At 39.3% G+C, this 26,377-nt stretch carries 24 protein-coding genes; 7 read left to right on the top strand and 17 right to left on the bottom strand.

Going from position 1 to position 26,377, the window contains the following annotated elements; genetic code table 11:
• Window positions 1–95 precede the first annotated feature (95 nt).
• The 5 genes from P20495_RS08205 to rplU all read right to left on the bottom strand — a co-directional run bounded on the left by P20495_RS08205 (window position 96) and on the right by rplU (window position 2,997).
• Window positions 96–470: a DUF3718 domain-containing protein gene (locus tag P20495_RS08205; protein ID WP_007378736.1), complete on the bottom strand. Its 375-nt coding sequence runs from the start codon at window positions 468–470 to the stop codon at window positions 96–98.
• Window positions 471–548: 78 nt separating this feature from the next.
• Window positions 549–1,040 carry a type 3 dihydrofolate reductase gene (gene folA / locus P20495_RS08210; RefSeq protein WP_008136828.1) on the bottom strand — a complete coding sequence of 164 codons (492 nt, stop codon included), beginning with the start codon at window positions 1,038–1,040 and terminating at the stop codon, window positions 549–551.
• A 72-nt stretch (window positions 1,041–1,112) separates the two neighbouring features.
• Window positions 1,113–2,270, bottom strand: a complete 1,158-nt coding sequence (gene cgtA, locus P20495_RS08215; protein WP_007378734.1) for an Obg family GTPase CgtA — start codon at window positions 2,268–2,270, stop codon at window positions 1,113–1,115.
• A 141-nt stretch (window positions 2,271–2,411) separates the two neighbouring features.
• Complete coding sequence (gene rpmA / locus P20495_RS08220) at window positions 2,412–2,669, bottom strand: 50S ribosomal protein L27 (RefSeq protein ID WP_002957747.1); 258 nt, start codon at window positions 2,667–2,669, stop codon at window positions 2,412–2,414.
• 16 nt (window positions 2,670–2,685) lie between these two features.
• The gene (rplU, locus tag P20495_RS08225; RefSeq protein WP_002957748.1) at window positions 2,686–2,997 is read right to left on the bottom strand and encodes a 50S ribosomal protein L21; all 312 of its coding nucleotides are present in this window, start codon (window positions 2,995–2,997) and stop codon (window positions 2,686–2,688) included.
• A 422-nt stretch (window positions 2,998–3,419) separates the two neighbouring features.
• On the opposite strand from rplU, the gene ispB reads away from it, so the two are divergent.
• Window positions 3,420–4,391 carry an octaprenyl diphosphate synthase gene (ispB, locus tag P20495_RS08230; RefSeq protein ID WP_008136824.1) on the top strand — a complete coding sequence of 324 codons (972 nt, stop codon included), beginning with the start codon at window positions 3,420–3,422 and terminating at the stop codon, window positions 4,389–4,391.
• Window positions 4,392–4,476: 85 nt separating this feature from the next.
• Here the strand turns inward: ispB and mdh are convergent, their stop codons facing one another.
• A complete protein-coding gene (gene mdh / locus P20495_RS08235) occupies window positions 4,477–5,409 on the bottom strand; it encodes a malate dehydrogenase (protein ID WP_007586102.1) in 933 nt (310 codons plus the stop codon).
• 225 nt (window positions 5,410–5,634) lie between these two features.
• Between mdh and argR the strand changes: the two genes are divergently transcribed.
• A complete protein-coding gene (gene argR, locus P20495_RS08240; RefSeq protein WP_006794541.1) occupies window positions 5,635–6,102 on the top strand; it encodes a transcriptional regulator ArgR in 468 nt (155 codons plus the stop codon).
• A 13-nt stretch (window positions 6,103–6,115) separates the two neighbouring features.
• Here argR and P20495_RS08245 read toward each other — a convergent pair whose 3' ends face one another.
• The 4 genes from P20495_RS08245 to P20495_RS08260 are packed head-to-tail and all read right to left on the bottom strand — an operon-like array spanning window position 6,116 to window position 10,749.
• Window positions 6,116–7,015: a Dyp-type peroxidase gene (locus P20495_RS08245; RefSeq protein WP_007378732.1), complete on the bottom strand. Its 900-nt coding sequence runs from the start codon at window positions 7,013–7,015 to the stop codon at window positions 6,116–6,118.
• A 48-nt stretch (window positions 7,016–7,063) separates the two neighbouring features.
• A complete protein-coding gene (locus tag P20495_RS08250) occupies window positions 7,064–8,113 on the bottom strand; it encodes an ABC transporter ATP-binding protein (RefSeq protein ID WP_008136821.1) in 1,050 nt (349 codons plus the stop codon).
• The gene (locus P20495_RS08255; protein ID WP_033015949.1) at window positions 8,114–9,745 is read right to left on the bottom strand and encodes an iron ABC transporter permease; all 1,632 of its coding nucleotides are present in this window, start codon (window positions 9,743–9,745) and stop codon (window positions 8,114–8,116) included.
• Window positions 9,745–10,749, bottom strand: coding sequence for an extracellular solute-binding protein (locus P20495_RS08260; RefSeq protein WP_033015947.1), 1,005 nt, complete (start codon window positions 10,747–10,749; stop codon window positions 9,745–9,747). Before P20495_RS08260 ends, P20495_RS08255 begins: the two co-directional genes overlap by 1 nt.
• Before the next feature lie 854 nt (window positions 10,750–11,603).
• On the opposite strand from P20495_RS08260, the gene P20495_RS08265 reads away from it, so the two are divergent.
• The gene (locus P20495_RS08265; RefSeq protein ID WP_008136817.1) at window positions 11,604–12,119 is read left to right on the top strand and encodes a hypothetical protein; all 516 of its coding nucleotides are present in this window, start codon (window positions 11,604–11,606) and stop codon (window positions 12,117–12,119) included.
• A gap of 1 nt (window position 12,120) precedes the next feature.
• On the opposite strand, the gene P20495_RS08270 is transcribed toward P20495_RS08265, so the two are convergent.
• The 7 genes from P20495_RS08270 to ampD form a co-directional block, all read right to left on the bottom strand.
• Window positions 12,121–12,807, bottom strand: a complete 687-nt coding sequence (locus tag P20495_RS08270) for a tRNA-uridine aminocarboxypropyltransferase (protein ID WP_007378727.1) — start codon at window positions 12,805–12,807, stop codon at window positions 12,121–12,123.
• 323 nt (window positions 12,808–13,130) lie between these two features.
• Window positions 13,131–14,555, bottom strand: a complete 1,425-nt coding sequence (gene lpdA, locus P20495_RS08275; protein WP_008136814.1) for a dihydrolipoyl dehydrogenase — start codon at window positions 14,553–14,555, stop codon at window positions 13,131–13,133.
• Window positions 14,556–14,730: 175 nt separating this feature from the next.
• Window positions 14,731–16,650, bottom strand: coding sequence for a pyruvate dehydrogenase complex dihydrolipoyllysine-residue acetyltransferase (gene aceF, locus P20495_RS08280; RefSeq protein WP_008136811.1), 1,920 nt, complete (start codon window positions 16,648–16,650; stop codon window positions 14,731–14,733).
• Between the two features lie 10 nt (window positions 16,651–16,660).
• Complete coding sequence (gene aceE, locus P20495_RS08285; protein WP_008136810.1) at window positions 16,661–19,327, bottom strand: pyruvate dehydrogenase (acetyl-transferring), homodimeric type; 2,667 nt, start codon at window positions 19,325–19,327, stop codon at window positions 16,661–16,663.
• An 88-nt stretch (window positions 19,328–19,415) separates the two neighbouring features.
• Window positions 19,416–20,165 carry a pyruvate dehydrogenase complex transcriptional repressor PdhR gene (gene pdhR / locus P20495_RS08290; RefSeq protein WP_002957764.1) on the bottom strand — a complete coding sequence of 250 codons (750 nt, stop codon included), beginning with the start codon at window positions 20,163–20,165 and terminating at the stop codon, window positions 19,416–19,418.
• Between the two features lie 352 nt (window positions 20,166–20,517).
• Window positions 20,518–21,369 (bottom strand): beta-lactamase regulator AmpE, encoded by an 852-nt coding sequence (ampE, locus tag P20495_RS08295; protein WP_008136809.1) that lies wholly within the window; start codon window positions 21,367–21,369, stop codon window positions 20,518–20,520.
• Window positions 21,370–21,382: 13 nt separating this feature from the next.
• Window positions 21,383–21,937, bottom strand: a complete 555-nt coding sequence (gene ampD / locus P20495_RS08300) for a 1,6-anhydro-N-acetylmuramyl-L-alanine amidase AmpD (protein WP_008136808.1) — start codon at window positions 21,935–21,937, stop codon at window positions 21,383–21,385.
• A 498-nt stretch (window positions 21,938–22,435) separates the two neighbouring features.
• Between ampD and nadC the strand changes: the two genes are divergently transcribed.
• The 4 genes from nadC to P20495_RS08320 all read left to right on the top strand — a co-directional run bounded on the left by nadC (window position 22,436) and on the right by P20495_RS08320 (window position 26,376).
• Window positions 22,436–23,281, top strand: a complete 846-nt coding sequence (gene nadC / locus P20495_RS08305; RefSeq protein WP_033015955.1) for a carboxylating nicotinate-nucleotide diphosphorylase — start codon at window positions 22,436–22,438, stop codon at window positions 23,279–23,281.
• A 460-nt stretch (window positions 23,282–23,741) separates the two neighbouring features.
• Window positions 23,742–24,179 carry a pilin gene (locus P20495_RS08310; protein WP_008136806.1) on the top strand — a complete coding sequence of 146 codons (438 nt, stop codon included), beginning with the start codon at window positions 23,742–23,744 and terminating at the stop codon, window positions 24,177–24,179.
• A 70-nt stretch (window positions 24,180–24,249) separates the two neighbouring features.
• Window positions 24,250–25,476 (top strand): type II secretion system F family protein, encoded by a 1,227-nt coding sequence (locus tag P20495_RS08315; protein WP_008136805.1) that lies wholly within the window; start codon window positions 24,250–24,252, stop codon window positions 25,474–25,476.
• Between the two features lie 15 nt (window positions 25,477–25,491).
• On the top strand, window positions 25,492–26,376 hold the full coding sequence (locus P20495_RS08320; protein WP_008136804.1) for an A24 family peptidase: 885 nt from the start codon (window positions 25,492–25,494) through the stop codon (window positions 26,374–26,376).
• Window position 26,377: the final 1 nt, after the last annotated feature.

The following is a 26,377-nucleotide window of genomic DNA, read 5'->3' as shown; positions in this document are numbered from 1 at the left end:
ATAGTAATATCGGCTTTTTATTGAAAAATCACAGCTACATGATTTTTAGTTACAAAAAAACCGCGTATAAAACGCGGCTTTTAAATGCTTTTTAATTACAGACCAGCACGGTCTTTAATTACAGCAATAAGTGGTGAACCAGCATGGTTACCTTCAGCCCAAGCGATATCTGCGCCATCAGCTAATGAACTTTTTGAAAGGTTTTTAACAATGTATTCACCAGTACCTACTGCGTTGCTTGCAACTGCATGGCGTAATAAGTTATTACCATTACATTGTATTGCATCGTAGATATTACGAATTTTTACACGAGAACTTTTAAGTTTACTACGTAAACGGTTTTTATCGTCCGCTGCTATATACTCGCAAATAGATACAGCTAATTGATCTTCAGCGTTTGCAGGCGCTACATACGAAAATGAACCTACTGCAATAGCAGTAACAATAACTAGCTTTGGTAATTTAAACATGAAAAACCCTTTATGGTACTTTTTACCTATGTTGATTGGTTAATATTGTACCAACACACGTAGATTTTCGCAATAATGTTATTGAATTTTATATAAAGTTACGAATTTATAACTAGATTTATTTTTATTATCAGGCTGCATACTTAACTCTTCTTTAAGCTCCCATTTAGCTATTTTTTGATAATCTGGGAATTGTGTATCGCCTTCTACATCTAAATCTATAAACGTTAAATATAAGCGATCTGCACGCTCTAAAAACTGCTGATAAATATTTCCACCACCAATGATCATTACTTCTTCAGCGTCAGAAACTAAATTCAATGCAGCCTCTGGTGTTGCTACCGTTTCAATTCCATCAGCTTGATACCCAAGATTACGAGTAATAATAATATTACGTCGCCCAGGCAGAGGACGTCCGATAGATTCAAAAGTTTTACGACCCATAATTACAGGCTTACCTGTAGTCACTTTTTTAAAATGCTGAAGATCTGCAGGTAAATGCCATGGCATTTTATTATCTAGGCCAATTACACGGTTATTTGCCATTGCTGCAATCATTGAAATTATCATATTAAATACCTAGTACTTTATTTTTAAACAAAGAAAAAGGAGCATAAGCTCCTTTTTATAAATTCTATTTAATTAGCGCTCGTAGACAACTTCTACGTCGTAATCATCTTCATCCCAGTCGTCCCAATCATCATCATTGCCCTTACCTTTAGTGGCTTTTTCATGATAGGTATCCCACTTGAATTCAATCTCTTCATCTTCAACCTGTACAAACTTCTCTTTAGGCATGCTATCGAGCAGTGTCATTATGTTGTGAATTAAAGGTTGAGTATTGAGTTTATTAATCGCTGAAATGTGATAAATATTTTCAGTTTCGCCCAGTTCTTCTGCAATAGCTTCACATAACGCTTTTGCTTCGTCCTCTGGTAATAAATCTATTTTATTAAAAACTAACCAACGTGGCTTTTCAGCTAATTTAGGGCTGTATTGATGTAACTCGTTAATAATCGAGAATGCATTATCAACAGGGTTTGAACCATCTACCGGCATTACATCGATAATGTGTAATAACACACGACAACGCTCTAAATGCTTCAAGAAGCGGATGCCTAAGCCTGCACCATCAGATGCACCTTCAATTAAGCCTGGTATGTCAGCTATTACAAATGATTTATTCGCTTCTGGACGCACTACGCCCAAATTAGGAATAAGCGTTGTAAACGGGTAATCAGCTACTTTAGGCCTTGCTGCTGATACACTACGGATAAACGTAGATTTACCTGCGTTAGGAAGCCCTAGTAAGCCTACATCCGCTAATAGTAGCAACTCTAATTTTAAATTACGTACTTCGCCTTCAGTACCCAAGGTTTTTTGACGAGGTGCTCGGTTAGTACTTGATTTAAAACGTGCATTCCCCAAGCCGTGGAAACCACCTTTTGCAACCAAAATACGTTGACCATGTTGCGTTAAATCACCAAGTCCCTCTTGGGTATCAACATCCATGATACGTGTGCCTACAGGCACCATAACAAATAAGTCATCGGCTTTTCGGCCTGTACAGTTACGGCTACGACCGTTAGTACCACGTTCAGCTCTATGGAAACGCTCAAACTGATAATCAATGAGGGTATTTAAGTTTTCATCAGCTTGTAGATAAACACTACCACCGTCTCCACCGTCACCGCCGTCTGGTCCACCATCTGGAACATATTTTTCACGACGGAAAGACACGATGCCGCTGCCACCGTCTCCAGCTTCTGCGCGAATTTCTACTTCATCTACAAACTTCATGATTACTCACTTTAGGGATTGGCTTGTTAATTTAACTATTATATACCGAAGCCAAGCTGATTGCAGGCTTGGCTTGGGTATATATTTTTTTCTTAAAACAAAAAACCCCGCAAAGGCGGGGTTTTTTAACTACCTTACTGATTACTCAGTTACGATAGTTACGTATTTACGGTTTAAAGGACCTTTCTGTTCAAACTGAACTTTACCATCTGCTTTTGCGAAGATAGTGTGGTCTTTACCGATACCTACGTTTGTACCAGGGTGGAAACGAGTTCCACGCTGACGAACAATGATGCTACCCGCTAGAACTGATTCGCCACCAAAACGCTTAACACCTAAGCGTTTGCTTTCTGAATCGCGACCGTTACGAGTACTACCAGCTGCTTTTTTATGTGCCATTTCTAAGTACCTCTAATTAAGCGCTAATGCTAGTGATTTTAACTTCAGTGAACCATTGACGATGGCCCATTTGCTTACGAGAATGCTTACGGCGTCTAAATTTAACAACCTTAATCTTCTCACCGCGACCATGTGAAACAACCTCAGCTGTTATCTTGCCACCGTTTACGAACGGTACACCGATCTCGATTTTCTCACCATCAGCAACTAAAAGTACTGAATCAAATTCTACTGCCGCACCAGTTTCAACGTCTAATTTTTCAAGACGAATCGTTTGACCTTCAGTCACACGATGCTGTTTACCACCACTTTGGAAAACCGCGTACATAATTAACTCCGTCTGTGCACCCTCAAATCGGCGCAACTAAAATATTCTTCGATAGGGCGCGAAGTTTACGCTAACGCGAAATAACTAGCAAGCCTATTTTGTAATTAAAATGAATAAAAAGTAGCTGCTTTGAGAGCAATTCAATATTTACCCCATTTTATATTAATTAGCCCTTTTGCCAAGCGCTTTTTAACTCTTAGCCGAAATAAGTTAATGCGCTTAAATAGAGCTCTCGCTGTATAATATCTAAGCGCGACTCAGACTGCATATTGGTTATCTATTAATCAGTTATCTCAACCAATTAAGCTCTTATTCAGTACTTTAATAGTGTTTTTTCAATCAATCGTCACAAAATATCGAGCTAGTGCATTTTTTGTTGTACAATCTGCGCCGTTCACACATAAAAATTGGCTCGGAGATCAATGGATATAAAAGCTATCCAGGCGTTAATCGAAAGCGATATGAATGACGTCAATCAACTTATACATGCGCAAATGCGCTCAGATGTGGCGTTAGTTAATCAGCTTGGTTTATATATAGTTAGCAGTGGCGGCAAACGTGTTCGTCCAATGCTCGCAATTTTAGCAGCCAAGGCGCTCGGTTATCAGGGTAAAGATCACATAACACTTGCAACAATTGTTGAGTTTATCCATACAGCAACGCTATTGCATGATGATGTTGTAGATGAATCAAACTTACGACGTGGCACGCCTACAGCAAATGCTGAATTTGGTAATGCTGCTAGCGTATTAGTTGGTGACTTTATTTACACTCGCTCATTTCAGCTTATGGTTGGCCTTGGAAAAATGCAGATTATGCAAGTACTTGCCGATGCAACAAACATTATTGCTGAAGGTGAAGTATTGCAGCTGATGAACTGCAATGACCCAGATACGACTGAAGCCAGCTATATGCAGGTTATTTACTCTAAAACGGCTAAATTATTTGAAGCAGCGACAGGCCTTGCTGCCATTATTACTGAGCAAGACCAAGCGACACTTGATGCACTAAACCTATACGGTATGCATTTAGGCACCGCGTTTCAGTTAGTGGATGATGTACTCGATTACAATGCGGATGCTGAGCAGCTAGGTAAAAACATTGGCGATGATTTAGCTGAAGGCAAACCAACCCTTCCGCTTATTTATGCTATGCAACATGGTAGCGAGCAGCAAACGCAACTTATTCGTGATGCAATAGAGCACAGTAATGGTATGGAGCATTTAGAAGAAATTTTATCTGCACTAAAACAAACTAATGCGCTTGAGTTTACAATGCAAAAAGCAGAGCTTGAGGCCGAAAAAGCCATTGCCTGTTTAGATTTTTTAGCTGAGTCTGACTATAAGCAAGCACTTATAAGCCTTGCCCGTATTGCGGTTGACCGCGACCACTAGTTTTAACTAGTTACACAGTGTGACATTAATTCTGAGCAATAAAAAAGCCTGCAAATGCAGGCTTTTTTGTTGCTTAAACCGGCTATTACGCCATGAAATCAACACCTTCTTTGATGTCTTTTTTCAATGTTTCAAGCATGTCATTTTTTGCTTTTGTTTCAAATGCGCTTAGTTCGCCGTAAGAAAGAATTTCTTCTACGCCGTTTTTACCTAAACGTACTGGATGTGCAAAGTACTCTGCATCGCCATTTTCAACAGCAACGTAAGCGTAATCTACAACTTCTTCACCTTGTAGGCCTTTAACTAAAGACATACAAAAACGAGCTGCAGCAGCACCCATAGATAGCGTAGCTGAACCACCGCCTGCTTTAGCATTTACAACTTCAGTACCCGCATTTTGGATACGTGGAGTAAGTGCAGCAACTTCTTCATCAGTGAAAGAAACACCTTCAACTTGAGAAAGTAGAGGCAGAATCGTTGTGCCTGAGTGACCACCAATTACTGGTACTTTTACAGTTGCTACGTCTACGCCTTTAAGTTCAGCAACAAATGCTTCTGAACGAATAACGTCAAGCGTAGTAATACCGAATACGCGTTTAGCGTCGTAAGTACCTGCTTTTTTGAATACTTCAGCAACGATTGGAACTGTGCCATTTACTGGGTTAGTAATAATACCGACTAACGCTTTAGGACAGCTGGCAACAATGCCTTCTGCTAAAGTTTTGATAATACCAGCATTTACATTAAATAAATCAGCACGATCCATACCTGGTTTACGTGGCATACCCGCGGGGATAAGAACGATGTCAGAGCCTTCAAGCGCTTTGTTTAGTTCATCTGCGCCAAAGCCTGCTACTTTAACATCTGTTGGGATGTGAGAAAGGTCAACCGCAACACCTGGTACTACTGGTGCAACATCATAAAGTGATAATTCAGAGCCAGCTGGTAAGCCTGTTTTTAATAATAAAGACAACGCTTGGCCGATACCGCCTGCAGCACCTAATACAGCAACTTTCATTGGAATTCTCCGTCATTTGAGGTAGGAAATATTTGTGGCTCTTAAGATAATGAAATTAGCGACTAAAAACAAATTTATCCTGTCTATTTCAAGTATATTTTCGACCATAGTCGTAAACTTTTGTGATTTAACGCATCAAACTGGCAAGTTAACTAAACAACTGCTGCATAATTATTCATTATTGTGTAGAATTTGCAGCATAAATAACAAAAATGAATAAAGACTATGCAACCACAAGATAAACAAGAAGCACTGGTAAAAGCATTTAAATCGCTTTTAAAAGAAGAAAACTTTGGCTCTCAAGGCGAAATAGTTGATGCGTTAAAAGAGCAAGGCTTTGACAATATAAGCCAAAGTAAAGTATCACGCATGTTAAGTAAGTTTGGCGCTGTACGCACACGTAATGCCAAGCAAGAAATGGTTTACTGCTTACCTGCTGAAATGGGTGTACCTACGGCTAAAAGCCCATTACGCCAATTAGTAATCGACATTATGCACAACGAAATGATGATCATCATTCGTACCAGCCCAGGTGCAGCTCAGCTTATTGCACGTTTATTAGATTCATTAGGTAAAGCAGATGGCGTACTAGGAACTATTGCCGGCGATGACACTATTTTTATCGCCCCGGCTAAAATATCTGAAATAGACGTGACGCTTGAACGCGTTCGCATTTTATTTGATACGGTTTGATTATTAATCGTAATTAAATCTGTTTTAAAAATCCGACCGAAGGTGCAAAAAAAGCAGAACCCATATCGGCTTGAGTAAAATCAAGCCAGTGGTCGTAACAATCACCTTCGCCTAAACGGCTTTTAAGTATTTTTTCGAACGCGGTTCCTGTACATGCACATGTAATTGATAACATTCCCTGCTCATACACATCGCCATAAGGCATGCTTTGATTTAATAGTAGCGGTTGCCCGTCTTCATCTTTTAGCTCACTACGCGAAGCATGGCTGGTTTCGATCGCGGGGGTAATTAGTGTGTTATCAAGGCGCGTACGACCCATTATTTGCTCTTGCTCACTTAATGATAAATGCTGCCACACAGTTAAGTCATGCTTATAACGTTGTACATGAATATAACTTCCTTGATCTTCAAAGCTACCCGGTTTATTTATTAGTGCCGTCGCACGCTTTTTTCTACCATGAGCAGAATCGCCACCATAAATAAAGCCATTAAAGTCTCGTCCATCTAAAAAGCGAAAATTACGAACCTGCTCTACCAGCTCTACATCAGGAGCAAATAACTTTAATACTTGCAGGGCAAATAAATGGTTAACGTCTTCACGGTCAGAGCGAATTTGCACAAACAAATCACACGGTTGCACGCTCATTTGGTGATCGCTGTGATTTATATTAGGAAAGCTTTGTAATTCGCTTGGAATGTACTCAGGAAGGATATGTGGCCAATATTGCGCACCAATAGCGACCATACAAGAGAGCATTGATTCTGAAAACTGATCGCTAAATTCTTCTTCAATAGCGCTTACTTGCTTTAGTTTTACGCGTAACGATTCATCTTGACCATCAAACACATTAAAAAATAAGTGCAAACCGTGTAAGTTTGCTTCAGCACAAATCCCTGATTGCGCTTGCGCCATTGTTATTCCTTAGTTTTATAGATAAAAACACAGCGAATAACAAATTAATTATGATTCGAAAAAGTTCACCGTGTGAGGTTTTATTTTTATTATAACCTGCTCATTTTTTGCAAATGATTGGTCATATTGTGCAGCAACTTCAACTTCTTGCTCAGCAATAACGACAGTGTAAACATACGCTGAACCAATAAAGCGACTACTTAATATTGTAGCTCGTTCACAGTGTCTGTCACATAGATTATCACTTACCAATTCAATCTGGTGAGGACGAACATATATTTTCCCTACACTCGCTCTATGCTCATGTCCAATATATGATTTAACTAAGCCAAACGGTGTATTATATTCAGTTGTCGTTAATACTTCTGCCTCTAAGTATATGCCTTGACCCAGAAACTCTGCAACCTCCTTTGAGCTTGGGGCTGCAAAAAGCTGTTCTGGCGTGCCTTGTTGCGCAATTTTACCGCGATGCATAATGGCAAGTGTATCGGAAAAGGCAAATGCCTCTTCTTTTGAGTGCGTAACAAATACAGCAGAGACTTGTGTTGCCTTAATAATTCGACGTATATCGGCGATTAGCTCAAAGCGTACTTGTGTATCAATGTTTGAAAAAGGCTCATCAAGCAATAACAAACTAGGTTTATAAGCTAATGCGCGAGCAATCGCTACGCGTTGCTGCTGACCACCCGATAACTGATGAGGAAATCTATCGGCACAGCCAATTAAATGAACAAGCTTAAGCATTTCATCAACACGATGCTGCTTTTGGGCTTTACTCATTTTACTAAGCCCAAATGCGATATTATTTGCCACCGTCAAATGCGGAAACAATGCATAATCTTGAAACATCATGCCAATGTTGCGATGCTCAGGTGAGACAAATGATTGCTCATTACTCACTAATTTACCGTCTATAAAAATAGACCCTTGCTTGGCTTCAATTAATCCTGCAATGGCTTTTAATGTGGTTGTTTTACCGCAACCACTTGCACCGAGCAGACAAACAATTTCATCTTTGCCCACTGTTAAATCTAAATCATGAATAACCTTTGTACCGTTATAGTGATAGCTCACGCCTTGTAAAATTAAACTACTCATTTAACTACGTTGCTCCATAGAACGATTAATAAAATACAAAGGAATAAACCCGACAATAACAATAAATAATGCCGAAATTGAAGCAAGCTCTAACTGCTCGTCACTCACATACTGAAATACATGAGTTGCTAAGCTTTCAAAATTAAACGGTCTGAGCAATAACGCCGCAGGTAGCTCTTTCATGCACTCAATAAACACCAGTAATGCCGCCGTAAGTAGTCCACGGCGTAATAAAGGTAGATGTATTAAACGCAATGTTTGCCCTTGGCTTTTACCCATTGATTGACTTGCCATATCGAGTGATGGACTAATGCGTAAAAAACTCGATTCTATCGCTCCGTGTGCGATGGCATAAAACCTAACAATGTAAGCAATAATAATAGTAAGAATACTGCCTGTAAGCAGTAAACCTATATCTAAATTATATGGTTCGAGCGCTTCATTGATGGTGTTTTCTAATAATGTAAGTGGTAATAAAACAGCAATAGCGAGCACTGTACCAGGCAATGCATAGCCCGTACTGGCTAAACGCCCAGGAATAAGCGGATACGTTTGCTTTGCAACACGCTGATAAAAAACCACAAAAATACTCAACGTAATGGTTATTACACTCACTATCCCTGCTACTTTTAAACTTTGCCAAGCATAGCTAAAAAACTCAATGTTCCACGCTTTATCAAAGTAGGTAATTGCATAGTTTACGAGTACTGCAATGGGAATTAAAAAAGCGATAAGTAAAATAAAGCCACAAAATGCAGTTGCTAGCCAAGCCGACTTTCCTTTTAATACATAGAGAGATTCGCTATTTACACTTGATTGGCGCTCAAATACCGCTTGGTTACGGCGGCTAAAGCGTTCTGCCATTAATGCCAAAAATAAAAGTAAGAGCATTACACCCGATATTTTAGCGGCCGCTGTAAGCGAATAATAACCAAACCATGTGTCATATACGGCGGTCGTTAATGTGCTCACGGCAAAATAGCTGACGGTTGCAAAGTCAGCCATAGTTTCCATACTTATGAGTGCAAGAGCCGCAACAATTGCGCCGCGAGAGAGCACTAAACTTACTTTAAAAAAACTTTGTTTAGGAGATAGCCCCATTAATTGACTAGCTTGTACTAATTTGAATGACTGTTCGCGAAGGGCTGTTTTAAAAATTAAAAATAAATACGGGTAAAGTACCAAGGCAATCATAACGATAGCGCCAGGTAGTGTACGTATATCAAAAAACCAATAGTCACTAGGTGATTGCCAGCCAAACCAGTCTCTAAGTGCTATTTGCACAGGGCCCGCATAGTCTAATAAATCAGTGTATACATAGGCAATAATATAGGTAGGCATAGCAAGGGGCAGCATAAGTGCCCATTCAAACTGCTTTTTACCAGGAAAACTACAGTAAGCAGTAAGCCAACCGAGTGGCAGCGCAATAGCACAGCTAAGCACACAAACGCCTAAAACCAGCAACACAGTATTAGTAATGTAATCCCAAAGCACTGTATCCCAAAGATGAGAAAACACCTCAGAGTTACCTTGCAGAGATTCAAAAAGAAGAAAAAACAACGGGGCCGACAGAATCAAACCCGTCGACCACGCAAAGAGCTGCCATTTAGACAGCTTAAATTTATAAGTCATTAAAGATCGAACTTCACCTCATCAATCAGCTTAAGCGCTAACGGACGATATTTACTGATCTCATCGAGTGGCAAGCTGTCTTCCTTAAAGCTCCCCCAAGACGCAACCAAACTGGATAATTGCACACCTGGCTTAACTGGATACTCCATATTTAGTGAGGCATACATGTTTTGTGCTTTATTGTCGGTCATATACTCTATGAGTTTCAAGGCATTTTCAGGATTTTTAGCGAACTTAGTAATAACCGCACCCGATACATTTATGTGCGAGCCACGATTAATTTGGTTCGGGAAATTAATATTTACCGCTTCCGCCCAACCTTTTTGTTCTTTATCTTGCAACATTTTTCCAAGGTAATAACTATTACCTAACGCTAAATTGCACAAACCTTCTTTAACAGCTTTAACTTGAGCACGGTCGTTACCTTGGGGTTTGCGCGCTAAATTAGCTTTAACGCCTTCAAGCCATGTTTTAGTATCAGCCTTACCATGGTGAGCTATCATTGATGCAACAAGCCCCAAATTATAAGGATGCTTACCCGAACGAGTGCAAATTTGACCTTTATATTTAGGATCAGCCAACTCTTCATAAGTTAGGTTTGGTAACGCACCTACTCGCTCTTTTGATGAATAAACATTACGCACACGCTTTGTTAGCGCAACCCACTGGCCTTCGCCATCACGAAATGCTGCAGGCACATTATTATTTACGCTGTCACTTTTAATAGTTTGCGTTAACTTTAAATCTTCTAATTGAATAAGTGCACTAAAGTTAGAAGTTAGTACTAAGTCGGCTTTGCTATGTTTTCCCTCGCGCTTAACACGTTCAATTAATCCTTTTTTAGCAAAAACAACATTCGTTTGGATGCCGGTTTGTTTTGTAAAATCATCCAAAATTGGCTGTATTAAAAATGGTTGGCGAAAAGAGTAAATATTAACGACGTCGTTTGCAAAGGCTGGCGCCGATACTATTAATCCTAAAGTGATAGCGAGTGTCTTCATTATTCCACCTAAATAACAATTATTATCAAATAATTCTACCGTGAACAGTTAAAAAGTGCACACCTTAAATAGCCGTAAGTAGGTAAAAGGTGTCTAAAACAGAAATGTCATGTAAGACATCTCTCACGGATGTGACAGCTAATGAGTAAAAAGCAACATATAAAACAAGCATTAATTAAATAACCAATTGAAAATAAAGAATTAATAAACTTTAGCTATTGCATAAATACTAATTAAATATAGTTTCAGCCCTATTTAAGTTGCTCCATTCACCTATAATTTACTCATCAACCAAGCAGTGATGCTTATCGATTAAATACAAGCAAATTATTTATTCGACCAACCAATGATTAGGTTACCAAGGAAATACGGATTTTAGGACAGGCTCAGGATGAGTAACACAATGGAATGTTGTAAAAATGGATAGCATCAGGAAGGTGCGAAAGGGATAACAACAAGGGTTTAAGTTGTTCGACAGGATGTTTAAGGAATAGATGGACAGGCCTTTTAGGCAACACAATGGATTGATTAATACACGGATGCACTAGGAAGTGCAATGGAAGGATTTGGTAATAGTATTTACCTTACAGGATGTTCAGGAATTAAAGGAGACAGGCCCGGATAGCCTAGATTACATAGAACTAAAAAGTAATATTGTAATAACATGGATTAGTAAAAATTGGAGTTGATTAAGTTCAATTGCAGGATGCAGAAAATTAGAAGATTCCGCAAGCGCGCCTAGAGATAGAGCGCGCTTTTCTTTGCATAGGTCATTAAGTCAAACATATTAATAATAGAGGAAATAGCAATCTCATCAGCTTCAGAGCACAACTTATATGAAGGAACATAAATAGTTTATGGATATAAATTTTAAATCGAGTAAAAACGTCTCCACACTTAATAGCCCAGTAAATAGCACAGCAGAGTATATTTGTATTTTTACGGCACCTACCCCAAAAGAAAATCCTTATTCTGCTTTGTTTAATCCAGAAGGATTCGATTTTTCTAACATGTCTATGAGTGAGTTTAAAACGATACTCAACGTTATTATTCAATTAGAAAGTGATATCAGAACAACCCAAAGAGGTGAAACCGCCCGTGATGACGAATTTAGTTATCAATTAAATAAGCTAGCAAATGCAATAGGCCGCACAAATTTTAATGGTAAAGTTAATATTAATAAGTATTTTTTAAAAAGAGTAGAAGAAGCAAAAAAAATGGAAAGCAGTGACTTCCATTCATTTAGTCAAGTGCATACAAGTATGAATCAACTATATGAAACAGTTGTAAAGTTAACATCTGAAGAAAATTTTACAGCACTTCAAAATAAAGCGATAGCTTACTTAGAATACACGAGCAAACAATCGGCTTAAGTTAGCTCTGATCAGACTCAGGCCTGCCTTTATTACGTTTACCTAATAAATACGCATCGCGAAACTTTATAAAATGTTGCTCAAGCTTTGTTGATGCATCCATTTCGCCAGCAAGGGCTAACACCATAATAGCCACTTCAGCAGTGCCTAGTTGATGCGCATGAGGGGCTACACGTAATCGGTAATCAGATAGTTTATCAGCAGTAACAGAAAGCACTGGTAGGTTATCTAAATAGGGACTTTTACGAATCATTTTCTTTGCTTCTCGCCACGTACCATCTAAAAATATAAATAGCGGCTTTTTACCTAATTCAATACTCACTTCGGTAATAGCTCTGCCCTCTTCTACATCTTCAGCGGGAAACACGACCATTGGCTGATACTGCGAATCATTTATTAAAGCTAAAAGCGCTGGGTTAGGATCTGTTCTGTCCCATCTAAAAGCGTGGTTATCTGGCACTATTTCAGCAATTAAACGTCCGGTATTAGAAGGTTTAAAGCTTTCATTATGGTACATCAATAAACAGACCGCAGCCGTACAATCAGCCTGTTCAACACCTTTACAAATACAGTAGTGCTTAGCTATTAAGCATTGCTCACAGCGATCTAATTTACCGCCTCGAGCATTAAACTCTCGACGGGATTCACTTATTTGTTGAGCGCGTAATGCTAAAACTGAGTTTTTCACTGTATTTACCTTCAATTAATTAAGCGCGCATTGTAACGACTTCTTGTTATTTAATCTTATATTTATAGCCATACCAACCTGCATAAATCTTTGATCAATTTAACGAATTAAATTGCACTATAACTTCGTTAAATTTTTTTATTTAGAACAACTAGATATAAAAAATTTTGCCTAGTTCTAGCGTAATTTTCTTAACGTTAAATAGACCCCATATATAAGCAGATTGGTATCATTGAATTAATTTAACATCTCTCAAATTTAAAATCAGACATAAAAAAACCCAACCTAAGTTGGGTTTTTCAAACAAATGCTAAAGAGTTAAATTACTTCTTTTTAACTGCTTTTTTGTTTGGTAGATCAGTGATCGAACCTTCAAAAATTTCAGCTGCAAGGCCGATTGATTCGTTCAATGTTGGGTGAGCATGAATTGTAAGCGCTAAGTCTTCACCATCTGCACCCATTTCAATACCTAAACCGATTTCGCCAAGCATTTCGCCCGCGTTAATACCGATCATAGCACCACCGATTATACGGCCACTTTCTTTATCAAAGATAAGTTTAGTAGAACCTTCAGTACGAGCAGATGCAATTGCACGACCAGATGCTGCCCACGGGAATACCGCAGTTTCAACTTTTAAGCCTTGCTCTTTTGCTTCTTTCTCAGTAACACCTACCCAAGCGATTTCTGGGTCAGTATACGCTATTGAAGGAATACATTTAGGGTCGAAGAAATGCTTCTGACCAGAAATAACTTCTGCAGCAACATGACCTTCATGAACAGCTTTATGCGCAAGCATAGGCTGGCCAACTAAGTCACCAATTGCAAAAATATGGCTTACATTAGTACGTAATTGCTTATCAACATTAATAAAGCCACGCTCATCAACGTTTACGCCCGCTTTTTCAGCATCAAGTAAGTTACCGTTTGGAGTACGGCCAACTGCAACAAGTACTTTGTCGTAACGTACTGGTTCTGCTGGTGCGTTTTTACCTTCAAACGTTACGTATAAGCCGTCTTCTTTAGCTTCAACACCAACAACTTTAGTTGAAAGCATTACGTTGAATTTTTTGCTTACGTATTTTTGGTAAATTTTGATAATGTCTTTATCAGCTGCTGGTACTAATTGATCAGCAAATTCTACAACATCAATTGCAGAACCTAGCGCACGGTATACCGTACCCATTTCAAGACCGATAATACCACCACCAAGTACAAGTAGTTTTTCTGGTACATCTTTAAGCTCTAGCGCGCCAGTTGAATCAATTACACGGTCATCTTGTGGGATGAAAGGTAAGTTAACTGGTTTAGAACCTGCTGCAATAATCGCGTTATCAAACGTGATAGTTGTAGAGTCTTTCTCGCCTTCAACTACTAAAGTATTGCTGCCAGTGAATTTGCCGTAACCAGATACAACTTTCACTTTACGCATTTTAGCCATGCCCTCTAGTCCACCAGTTAACTGGCCAACTACAGAATCTTTCCAAGTACGAACTTGATCAAGATCGATCTTTGGTGCGCCAAAAGTAACACCATGAGATGACATTTCAGCTGCATCATCAATCACTTTAGCTACGTGTAAAAGTGCTTTTGAAGGAATACAACCAACATTAAGACATACGCCGCCTAATGTTTCACGAGATTCTACCAATGTAACTTCTAAGCCCAAGTCAGCAGCGCGGAATGCCGCAGAGTAACCACCAGGACCACCGCCTAGTACAACAACTTGAGTTTTTAATTCGTTGCTCATGCTATTACCTTAATTGTTTGAACGGGACACTGCCCTAAAGTTTAACTGCCATGTTTCTGCAAGGCAGAAAGTGAGAGCAGATCACAAATTTGTGCAAAGATTGTATCATTGCAAATGGTAAAAATCCCAGCTAAAAACAACTGGCTGGGATTTGATTCTATTCATTGTCCAGCGATTACATCACCAATTGGCGAATATCGCTCATGTAACTTGCAAGAGTCACAGTAAAGCGTGCAGCTAAGGCTCCGTCAATAACCCTATGGTCGTACGACATAGACAGCGGAACCATTAGTTTTGGTTCAAACTCTTTGCCATTCCATTTAGGTTTCATTTCAGATTTAGACACACCTAAAATAGCCACTTCTGGTGCATTAACAATCGGCGTAAATGCCGTACCGCCAATACCGCCAAGGCTAGAAATAGTAAAACAACCACCTTGCATATCAGACGATGTAAGCTTCCCGTCACGTGCTTTAACAGATACTTCCATTAATTCGCGTGATAGTTCAATAATGCCTTTTTTATCAACATCTTTAAACACTGGTACAACTAAACCGTTTGGCGTATCAACTGCAACACCAATGTTAATGTACTTTTTAAGAATTAAGCTTTCGCCGTCCTCAGAAAGCGATGAGTTGAATTTTGGAAATTCAGCAAGTGCTTTTGCAGCTGCTTTCATTACAAACACAAGCGGCGTAATTTTAACACCCAGCTTTTTCTTCTCGCTAAGCACATTTTGCTCTTTACGGAATACTTCAAGGCTTGTGATATCTGCTTCGTCAAACTGTGTAACATGTGGGATTTGCACCCAGTTACGGTGTAAATTTTTGCCTGATAGCTTTTGAATACGAGACAGCTTTTGCTCTTCAATTTCGCCAAACTTAGCAAAATCAACTTTAGGCCATGGAATAAGACCAAGCTCGTTACCACCAGCGCTACTACCTGCTGACAATTGACCAGACTCAACTTGCTTAACTAAGTTTTTAACGTAGTTTTGCACGTCTTCTTTAACTATACGAGCTTTGCGACCAGTGCCTTTAACATTAGCTAGGTTAATACCAAACTCACGCGCTAAACGGCGAACAACAGGTGATGCATGAGCATACGCGCTGTTTTCTGTGAAGCTTTCATTACTTGCTTTTGCAGGTGCTGCTTGAGCCGGTGCCGACTCAGTTTTAGCCGCAGCTGCAGGTGCTGATTTTTCAGCGGGTGCAGGTGCTGCTACTGGCGCGCTGCCTGCAACTTCAAATACAAAAATTAATGAGCCAGTCGATACTTTATCGCCAGCGGCTACTTTAATTTCTTTAACTGTACCTGCAAATGGAGCTGGTACTTCCATTGCAGCTTTGTCGCCTTCAACGTTTAAGATTGATTGATCTTCTTCAACCGTATCGCCAACTGCAACCATAATTTCAGTTACTTCAACTTCATCGCCACCAATATCAGGTACATTCACTTCTTTAGTACTTGGTGCTGCGTTTGCTGTTGAGCTAGCTGCTGGCGCTTCTACAGGAGCCGACTCTTTAGCCGGTGCTGCAGATTCACTTCCTGCTACTTCAAAAACAAACACTAATGAGCCTGTTTTAACTGTATCGCCAGCGGCGACTTTAATTTCTTTAACTATACCGGCAAATGGAGCTGGAACTTCCATTGCTGCCTTGTCGCCTTCAACGTTTAAGATAGATTGCTCTTCTTCAACGGTGTCGCCAACAGCAACCATGATTTCAGTTACTTCAACTTCGTCATCGCCAATATCTGGTACGGTTACTTCTTTAGTTGAAGAACCTGTAGAAGCAGCAGGTGCTGCCTCTTCAGATTTAGCTGGAGCAGCGGCTGATGCATTAGTCGAGCCAGTGCTTTCACTCTCGCCTTCAAACAAAAACACTAAAGAGCCCGTTGTAACGGTGTCGCCAACGTTTACTTTAATCTCTTTCACTGTACCCGCTTGCGAAGCAGGTATTTCCATTGATGCTTTGTCGCCTTCAACATTTAATAGTGATTGGTCCACATCTACTTTGTCGCCAACGCTTACTAATATTTCGGTTACTTCTACTTCGTCGTCACCAATATCAGGTACTTTAATTTCAATACTCATTGCAAACCTCTTATGCGTACAGTGGGTTAAGTTTGTTAGTGTCGATGTTGAACTTTTTAAGTGCTTCAACAACTACTGACTTCTCAACTTCACCGCGTTTAGCAAGTTCAGATAACGTAGCAACAACAACGTAGCTTGCGTTCACTTCAAAGTGACGACGTAGGTTTTCACGGCTATCAGAACGACCGTAACCATCTGTACCTAACACTTTGTAGTTGCTGCTTGGAATAAATGAACGCGCTTGTTCTGCGTAGTTTTTCATGTAATCCGTTGCTGCAACAGTCACAGAGTCGTTTAATACGCTTGTGATATATGCTGTTTTTTGCTCGCTTTCAGGGTTAAGCATGTTGAAACGTTCAACATCTTGACCTTCACGCGTTAATTCGTTGAAAGACGTTACAGAGAACACGTCAGACGCAATGCCATACTCTTCGCTTAGAATCGTAGCGGCTTTACGTACTTCAGTCATAATAGTACCTGAACTTAATAGCTGTACGTTGGCTTTTTTACCTGCGTAACTTTCAAGCTTATAAATACCTTTACGAATACCTTCTTCAGCGCCTTCTGGCATAGCTGGCTGATGGTAGTTTTCGTTCATAAGCGTTAGGTAGTAGTAAATATTTTCTTGATCATCACCGTACATACGACGAATACCGTCTTGTACAATAACTGCAACTTCAAACGCGTAAGTTGGGTCATAAGAAATACAGTTAGGAACCGTATTAGCAAGAATATGACTGTGACCATCTTCGTGTTGCAAGCCTTCACCATTTAGCGTTGTACGACCCGCTGTAGCACCTAATAAGAAACCACGTGCTTGTTGATCGCCCGCCATCCATGCCATGTCACCAACGCGTTGGAAACCAAACATAGAGTAGTAAATGTAGAATGGGATCATTGGCAAATCGTTAGTGCTGTATGAAGTTGCAGCAGCAACCCATGACGACATAGCACCTAACTCATTGATACCTTCTTGCAGTACTTGACCTGAAGTCGCTTCTTTATAGTAAGAAACAATATCGCGATCCTGCGGCGTATAGTTTTGGCCATGTGGGTTGTAAATACCAATTTGACGGAATAAACCTTCCATACCAAATGTACGCGCTTCATCGGCAATAATTGGTACGATGTTTTTACCAATACCCTTATCTTTTAATAAGATATTAAGTGCACGAACAAAGCCCATAGTGGTAGAGATATCACGTTTTTGCTCTTCAAGTAGCGGCTTGAATGCGTCTACTTCTGGCAATGCTAGTTTTTCACTAAAACGTGGAATACGCTTAGGTGTGTAACCTTTAAGCTCATCACGACGCGCATGTAGGTACTTGTACTCAGGTGAACCTTCTTCAAGCTCTAGGTATGGTAATTCTTTTAATTGATCTTCAGATACTAAGTCATCAAGGCCAAGGCGTGAACGTAAATGTGCAACATGCGACATGTCCATTTTTTTCACTTGGTGCGCAATGTTTTTACCTTCAGCTGCTTCACCCATACCGTAACCTTTTACAGTTTTAGCAAGAATTACAGTTGGACGACCTTTTGTTTCTTCTGCTTTTTTAAATGCAGCAAATAGTTTTGACGATTCATGACCACCACGCTTAAGCGCGAAAATTTCGTCATCTGTCATGTCCGCAACAAGTGCAGCTGTTTCTGGGTAACGACCAAAGAAGTTTTCACGTACGTACGCGCCATCTTTCGCTTTATATGTTTGGTAATCACCATCCACAGTTTCGTTCATTAACTGTAGTAATTTACCCGTTGTGTCTTTAGCTAGAAGAATATCCCAACCGCTGCCCCACACTAGTTTAATTACGTTCCAGCCAGCGCCTTTAAACAAGCCCTCTAGCTCTTGAATAATTTTACCGTTACCCATAACTGGGCCGTCTAAGCGCTGTAAGTTACAGTTAACTAAGTAACAAAGGTTATCTAGTTTTTCACGTGCAGCAAAAGAAATAGCACCGCGTGACTCTGGCTCATCCATTTCACCGTCACCTAAAAACGCGTATACACGCTGATTTTTAGTGTCTTTTAAGCCACGACCATCTAAGTATTTTAAGAAGCGTGCTTGGTAAATTGATGAAATAGGACCTAAGCCCATTGATACCGTAGGGAACTGCCAAAACTCAGGCATTAACTTAGGATGAGGGTACGATGGTAAACCTTCGCCATCAACTTCTTGACGGAAGTTATCTAGTTGTGCCGCCGATAAACGCCCTTCAACAAATGCACGTGCGTAAATACCTGGAGAAATATGACCTTGGTAATAAACTAAGTCACCACCGTCTACATCATTTGGTGCTTTAAAGAAGTGGTTAAAACACACTTCATAAAATGCAGCAGATGATTGGTAAGACGCCATATGGCCGCCTAAGTCGAGATCTTTTTTAGATGCACGTAGAACGATCATAATCGCGTTCCAACGGATAATTGAACGAATACGACGCTCAAGATTCACATCACCCGGGTAAGCAGGTTCTTGATCTACAGGAATAGTATTAACGTAGTTCGTGGTAATACCCGTTGGCATATCAACGCCGTCTAAACGGGCTTGCTCTAATACTTGCTCAAGTAAAAACTGAGCTCGTTCAACACCTTCTTCGCGCACAACTGATTCAAGAGCTTGTAACCACTCTTGTGTTTCTAGCGCGTCTACGTCAATTTTATTGACTTCAGACATATGGAGGTTTCCTTATGTTTAAAATACGAATATTGTTAATTTAATATCACAGCTACTTAATGTGTGTTCAAAGTAATTATGTACTAACTTAATTTTGTTTAGTGCGTCTTAAACTACGTTCAATTCGCGAATGTTCTTTGCCTGCTTCAAGCAATGCTTCTTCTATAAATGCTAAGTGCGCATTACTTGCTAAACGGGCTTGTTCTGGATTACCGTCAATTACGGCATCCATTAATAAACGCCTGTGTTGGGCTAATTGACTGCTAATATCTGACTTTTTTAATAGAACAGTTAAATTTTGCAGTACATTTTGCTCAAGCAGCGCTTTCATACCTCTAACTAAATGCAATAACACGACATTATGCGAAGCTTCAGCCACACTAAAGTGAAATGCATTAATTGCTTTTGCTTTTTGCTGTAAATCATCATTAACTAAGGCAATTTCATCAAAGCTTTGCTTTACTTTGCTAAAATCGTTGCTGGTCCCGCGCAGTGCTGCGTAATAAGCAGCAATCCCTTCTAATGCATGACGAAATTCAAGTAAATCAAACTGCGACTCAGGGTGTTTACTAATCAAATCAAAAAGTGGATCAGTAAGCCCTTCTTCGAGCTGATTTTTTACAAACGTGCCGCCACCTTGGCGACGCGTAACTAAACCTTTCGCTTCTAACTTTTGAATTGCCTCTCGTAGTGACGGGCGAGACACTTCAAATTGCTTTGCTAGTTCACGCTCTGGTGGCAACTTTTCACCTGGTGCTAACGAGCCTTCAAGAATCATGTTCTCAAGTTGCTGTAAAATAACATCAGATAATTTTGCTGCTTTAATCTTTAAAGACATGAATCAACGTCCGCGTTGTATAAATACCAATAGCCCACAAAACGGGGCTTTAAGTCGTATGATTTACCCAAAAGGTAAATTGGTCATACCAAAAATTTTCAATACGGTATCAAAAAGCCTAATAGCTGTCAATTTACAGTGTATTTATACGTTGGCAGTAGCGTAACGCATTTTGAACGAAGATTAAACAATGCGCAATTTACAAAAATTGTTATAACGTTAATAGGATGAAAACAATTGGTCTGACCAGATGGAATTAGAATATTAGCTCTATTTTATTGTGTTTAAAAATTGCAGGAAGAGATTAAAGCACCTTACATTGCATAAGGTGCTTTATTAAAAAGGTATTAACTTAAGACAGCCCACCAAATAATGTAAGTAGTGCTATAAGTACTAAGTAAAATAATACATTGCGCTTAACAAGCTTAATCATACAAGTGGCTTCGTAGGTACAGCCGTAATAACGCTTTTCAACTTGCTCTGCAGCCAGTGCAGTACATGTTACGACTTCTCGGTTTGGAGATTTAAAGTTAAGTACGTAACGTAGCCAACAGCTCGTGCCTTTATTAAAGTTACCTATTACTAAATAACCAAAGCTGGTAATACGTGCAGGTAACCAGTCGAGCCAAAACAATAGTTTATGTATAAGCTTAAAACGCTTAGCAAATATTACCTTATGATCTTCTCGTACTAAATCAGCTAAAGTACGTACTAATGCATATAAAACCGCACCTGGCGCGCCTAAAACAACAAACCAAAAAATAACCGCACAATAAAATCTAAAGTTTACCCATGCCAATGTTTGCCCAAAGGTTTCACCACCATCTTGATCATCAGTACGCTTTTGACCTATTTGCAACGCATATAAAGATGCTGCAGTACCATCGTCGCGCGTTAATGCATTTAAATACGATTTGTATAAAGCACGCTGCTTAGCACAACCAAAGCACACTAAAAGTACCGCGATGTTAATACCCAACTGCCACAATACAAAATCTGACAAACAATAAACTAGCGCTATAGCTATAACAGGGAGTGCAAGCCAAACTAAAAATCCCAGTGTTGAGCTAAATAAGCCCTTATCACCAAGTAATTTATTAGAGCGATTTAAATAACCATTTGCGTAATAACTTATTTGCCAATAATTAGACCGAGCACCTAGACGCTCAAGTATTAGTGCAATTATTATAGAAACCAAAATCATTGTAGTTACTCTCTTAGCTTGATTGCTCAAGCATATTTAAAAACAATTGCCAATTAAAGCTACTACCTGGGTCGGTTTTTCGCCCTGGAGCAATATCGCAGTGCCCCACAATACGTGAAGGCGTTATTTTTGGATAGCGTTGCATTATTGATTTGCTCAAAACAGCTAACGCATTATATTGCATTAAAGTATAAGGAGTGGTGTCAGTTCCTTCAAGCTCAATACCAATGCTAAAATTGTTACACGCCGCATGCCCTTCAAATTCAGATAAGCCAGCGTGCCATGCGCGCTTATTAAATGGCACGTATTGTAAAACATTCCCGGTGCGCTTAATAAAGCAATGGGCAGATACACGTAAATTCTTTAAGTCACTAAAACTCGGATGAGCATTACAGTTAATGCTACCCATAAATAACTCATCAACGAAAGGTGTACCAAACTGCCCTGCTGGCAATGATATATTGTGAATCACCAATAAAGAAATATCAGCCTCATCAGGGCGCTCATCAAAATGCGAACAAGGCCGCTGCACTACCGTACTTAAAACACCACTTAAATCTATTTTCATGATACGTTTGCTATATAAATATCAAGATATACATATCGCTGATGCTAAAGGATTTATTAAAACAATGATAGTAACAAGCGAGGTGTAAAACCTCACCTACAACATACACCAAACCGTAGGTACGAATTTACGTCTGCTCATGTAACGTAGCTTGGGTGTTTAAAAAGCGAGGTGTAAAACCTCACCTACAACATACATCAAACCGTAGGTGCGAATTTACGTCCGCTCATGTAACGTAGCTTGGGTGTTTAAAAAGCGAGGTGTAAAACCTCACCTACAACATACAGCAAACCGTAGGTACGAATTTACGTCCGCTCATGTAACGTAGCTTCTGAAATTAAAAGCGAGGTGTAAAACCTCACCTACGACATACATCAAACCGTAAGTGCAAATTCACTTCGCGCGCTTATCTTTATATCGGAACAAAGCCAATCGCTTCTCTTTCATCTACAAACATAGTAAAATTTTCTTAATTTATTAACGCTTATGAGCTTTGCTATGTCTATTTCGCACACCTTAATTAGTCAACTTGTTACTCTTGCACTCGACGAAGATTTAAATTACCAAACCGCGCAAGATGGCGATATTACCGCACAACTGATCCCACTAAACGAGCAAGCAAATGCCAAAGTAATAACGCGCGAAGACTGCGTTTTTTGCGGAAAAGACATCATCCTTGAAGTATTTAAACAAGTAGACCCGACTGTAAAAGTAGCCGTACTCGTAAATGATGGCGACGTAATTAAAGCAAACAGCACATTATTTACAGCCACTGGTTCAGCACGTTCAATATTAACTGCCGAGCGTACTGCACTTAACTTTGTGCAAACCTTATCAGGTACAGCGACTACTACAGCGCATTATGTAAAAGAGTTAAGCGGTACCACTACACAACTACTCGACACTCGCAAAACAATACCAGGGCTTCGCGCATTACAAAAATACGCAGTAAAATGTGGCGGTGGTGCAAATCATCGTATTGGCTTATTTGATGCGTTCTTAATTAAAGAAAACCATATAGCAGCCTGTGGCACAATTGATAAAGCAGTGGCTCAAGCAAAACTGAACCATCCTAATAAGTCAGTTGAAGTCGAAGTTGAATCACTTCATGAGCTAAATCAAGCTATTCACGCTGGCGCTGATATTATAATGCTTGATAACTTTAGCATTGAGCAAATTAAGCAGGCAGTTACATTAACGCATAAACGCGCCAAACTTGAGGTCTCTGGTAATATGACGCTAGAAACACTCAAAGCCTATTCTCAAGCGGGTGTTGACTTTATATCAAGTGGTGCGCTTACAAAAAATTTACAATCAATCGATTTATCAATGCGTTTTGAATAAAAAACACGCTAAAAAAGGTTTAAGCATAGCTAATTCATTGACATTTTAAATAATTGAGCATTTAATAGTAAAAAAGGACTACTCTTTAATATTTTGTTAAATAAAGTACCTTTAACATTAAATACGTATGCTAAATAACAATAAACAGTGCTAGACTCGCACTGTTGTATCAACTTATTTTATAAGTTCAGCCAAAATAGTTACTTGGCAATTTAGTTTAAAAACTAAATACACTAAATTATTTTATCAAGTGTCTAGTATTCATTGCTAACGTATAATTTGATTGATACAACGTAGTAACACACAATGAATTTATAGCTTTTGTGGTCAACACTCAAAAGTTAACGTGAAATAAAGTTTTTTTAAGTAAAACTGTAAACTAAATCAGCTAAATTAAGTTAGGCAATTTTGCCGCTTTTATGATTTAACCTACAAAAATCTATCCTTTAGGAGAGGAAACATGAAAACAATGACTCAAAAACAACAGGGTTTCACCCTAATTGAATTAATGATTGTAGTAGCAATCATCGGTATTCTTGCTGCAATTGCAATACCGCAATACCAAAACTACATTGCTCGCTCTCAGTTTTCAGAAGCGCATTCATTGCTAAGTGGCTCTAGAGTTGCGGTCCAAGAGCGTGTTTCACAAGGCGCTGCTTTTACTGGGGCTAGCCTTGGTTTAAAAACGGCTGGGACTTACGGTGCAATTGGTGCCCCTGCTGATTATGCTGCAAACGCAGCAACATACGCATTAACGTACACATTTTCAGGCGCAAATACAAATTTAAATACTAAAACCGTTACCTATACATATACTGCTGCAACTAGCGCATGGGCTTGTAGTACAACGGTCGCCGCAGAATTTGCAACTAACTGTACTGTGGCTGCAGGTGGTTAAATAATTGGTATTTAAAGTATCTATATTTGGGTAGCTTTAGCTACCCTTTTTATTTAATAGAGATTGGGCTATGGTCAAAAAAATAGAAAAAAAAGGCTTAGATACTTTCCAATGGATTGGTGTTAGTGCTCGAGGTAAAAAACTAGAAGGTGAGTTGAGTGGAGAAAGTATAGCGCTAGTTAAAGCACAACTTCGCAAGCAGGGAGTTACTCCCTCAAAAGTTAAGCGTAAACCAAAACCTTTATTTGGTGTACATACTCAAAAAATAACACCTAAAGATATCGCCTTGGTTACTCGCCAAATTGCCACTATGTTAATGGCTGGCGTACCCTTAATTCAATCTATTGAAATGATAGCTTCTGGCTCAACTAATAAAAGCATTACTAAGCTTATCTCAGCTGTAGGCGATGATGTAAAAGCAGGTCAACCCCTATCCTCAGCACTTAGAAAATATCCACGTTATTTTGATGACTTATATTGTGATTTAGTTGAATCTGGCGAGCAGTCAGGAGCACTTGATAAAATATTTGATCGCATAGCTATTTATAAAGAAAAATCAGAAGCGCTTAAATCAAAAATTAAAAAAGCAATGTTTTACCCTATTGCTGTCTTAGTCATTGCCCTTATAGTGACCTCAATTTTGCTTATTTTCGTAGTGCCACAATTTCAGGACATTTTTGCAGGGTTTGGGGCTGAACTCCCTGCATTTACGTTATTTGTAATTGGTATTTCAGATTTTATGCAAGAATCTTGGTGGATGGTTCTGATTGCGATAGTGGTTTTTGGCTGGACTTTTAAAGAGGCTAAATTAAGAAGCCTAAAGCTCAGGGATGCAACCGACAGAGCCATACTTAAGCTCCCTGTTATTGGCATGATTTTAAACAAAGCGGCTGTGGCACGTTACGCGCGAACACTTTCGACCACATTTGCTGCCGGTGTTCCATTAGTTGATGCACTTGATTCAGCAGCAGGTGCTTCGGGCAATGCAGTGTACCGTTATGCTATTTTAGATATTAAAGCAGAGGTTAGCTCAGGTAACCAAATGAACTGGGCAATGAGAAACTCAAAAATCTTCCCTGACATGGTAATCCAAATGGTTGCTATCGGTGAAGAATCTGGCTCGCTCGATGGTATGTTAGCTAAGGTCGCGACTATTTATGAGCAAGAAGTAGACGATGCTGTAGATGGCTTATCGAGCTTACTAGAGCCATTAATTATGGCTGTATTAGGTGTACTTGTTGGTGGTTTAATTGTTGCTATGTACCTCCCTATTTTCCAACTCGGTTCTGTTATTTAATTATTTGGTTTTTATATGCAAAGTATTGTAGAAGTAATGCAAAATGAGCTGTGGTTTTATCTAACCACCGTTGGCTTGGTTAGTTTATGTGTGGGCAGTTTTTTAAATGTAGTGATTTATCGCCTACCACTTATGATGCAAAAAGAATGGCAAAGTGAGTGTAGAATACTGTTAGAAGACGAGCTTAAAAATAGTAAAGCAATAAATAACGAGCAATTTAATTTAGTAAAGCCAAACTCAACCTGCCCAAAGTGCAAAACGGCTATTAAACCTTGGCAAAATATTCCTGTTATTAGCTGGTTATTTTTAAAAGGAAAATGTGCAAGTTGTAATAACCCTATATCAATACGCTATCCTGCAGTCGAAGCCATTACAGCAATATTAAGCTTATTTATTGCTTATACTATGGGCGCAAATGAACAAGCTTTACTGTATATATTGATTACTTGGGCATTAGTTGCACTAACCTTTATTGATATAGACCATATGCTATTACCCGATCAACTTACATTACCACTAGTATGGCTTGCTTTAATAGCGTCAATAATGGGCTATACCGTAGCGCCGAGCGATGCAATTATGGGGGCTGTTTTTGGTTATTTGAGCCTATGGAGTGTATTTTGGCTATTTAAGTTACTAACGGGTAAAGAAGGTATGGGCTATGGCGACTTTAAATTACTCGCTGTATTTGGTGCATTACTTGGTTGGCAATCACTACTTAGCATTATATTACTTTCAAGCATTGTTGGCGCTGTTATTGGCATTGTATTACTCAGTATTCAAGGAAAAGACAAAGCGACCCCGATTCCATTTGGTCCTTACCTTGCCATTGCAGGCTGGATCACTATGCTATGGGGCACTGAATTACAAAACATTTATTTTAATTTGATTGGTTATTAAA

It is taken from the genome of Pseudoalteromonas sp. BSi20495, assembly GCF_000241185.1.
GTDB lineage: Bacteria > Pseudomonadota > Gammaproteobacteria > Enterobacterales > Alteromonadaceae > Pseudoalteromonas > Pseudoalteromonas fuliginea.
Note: the sequence above shows the minus strand (reverse complement) of the source record. Positions and strands in the feature narration are given on the sequence as shown.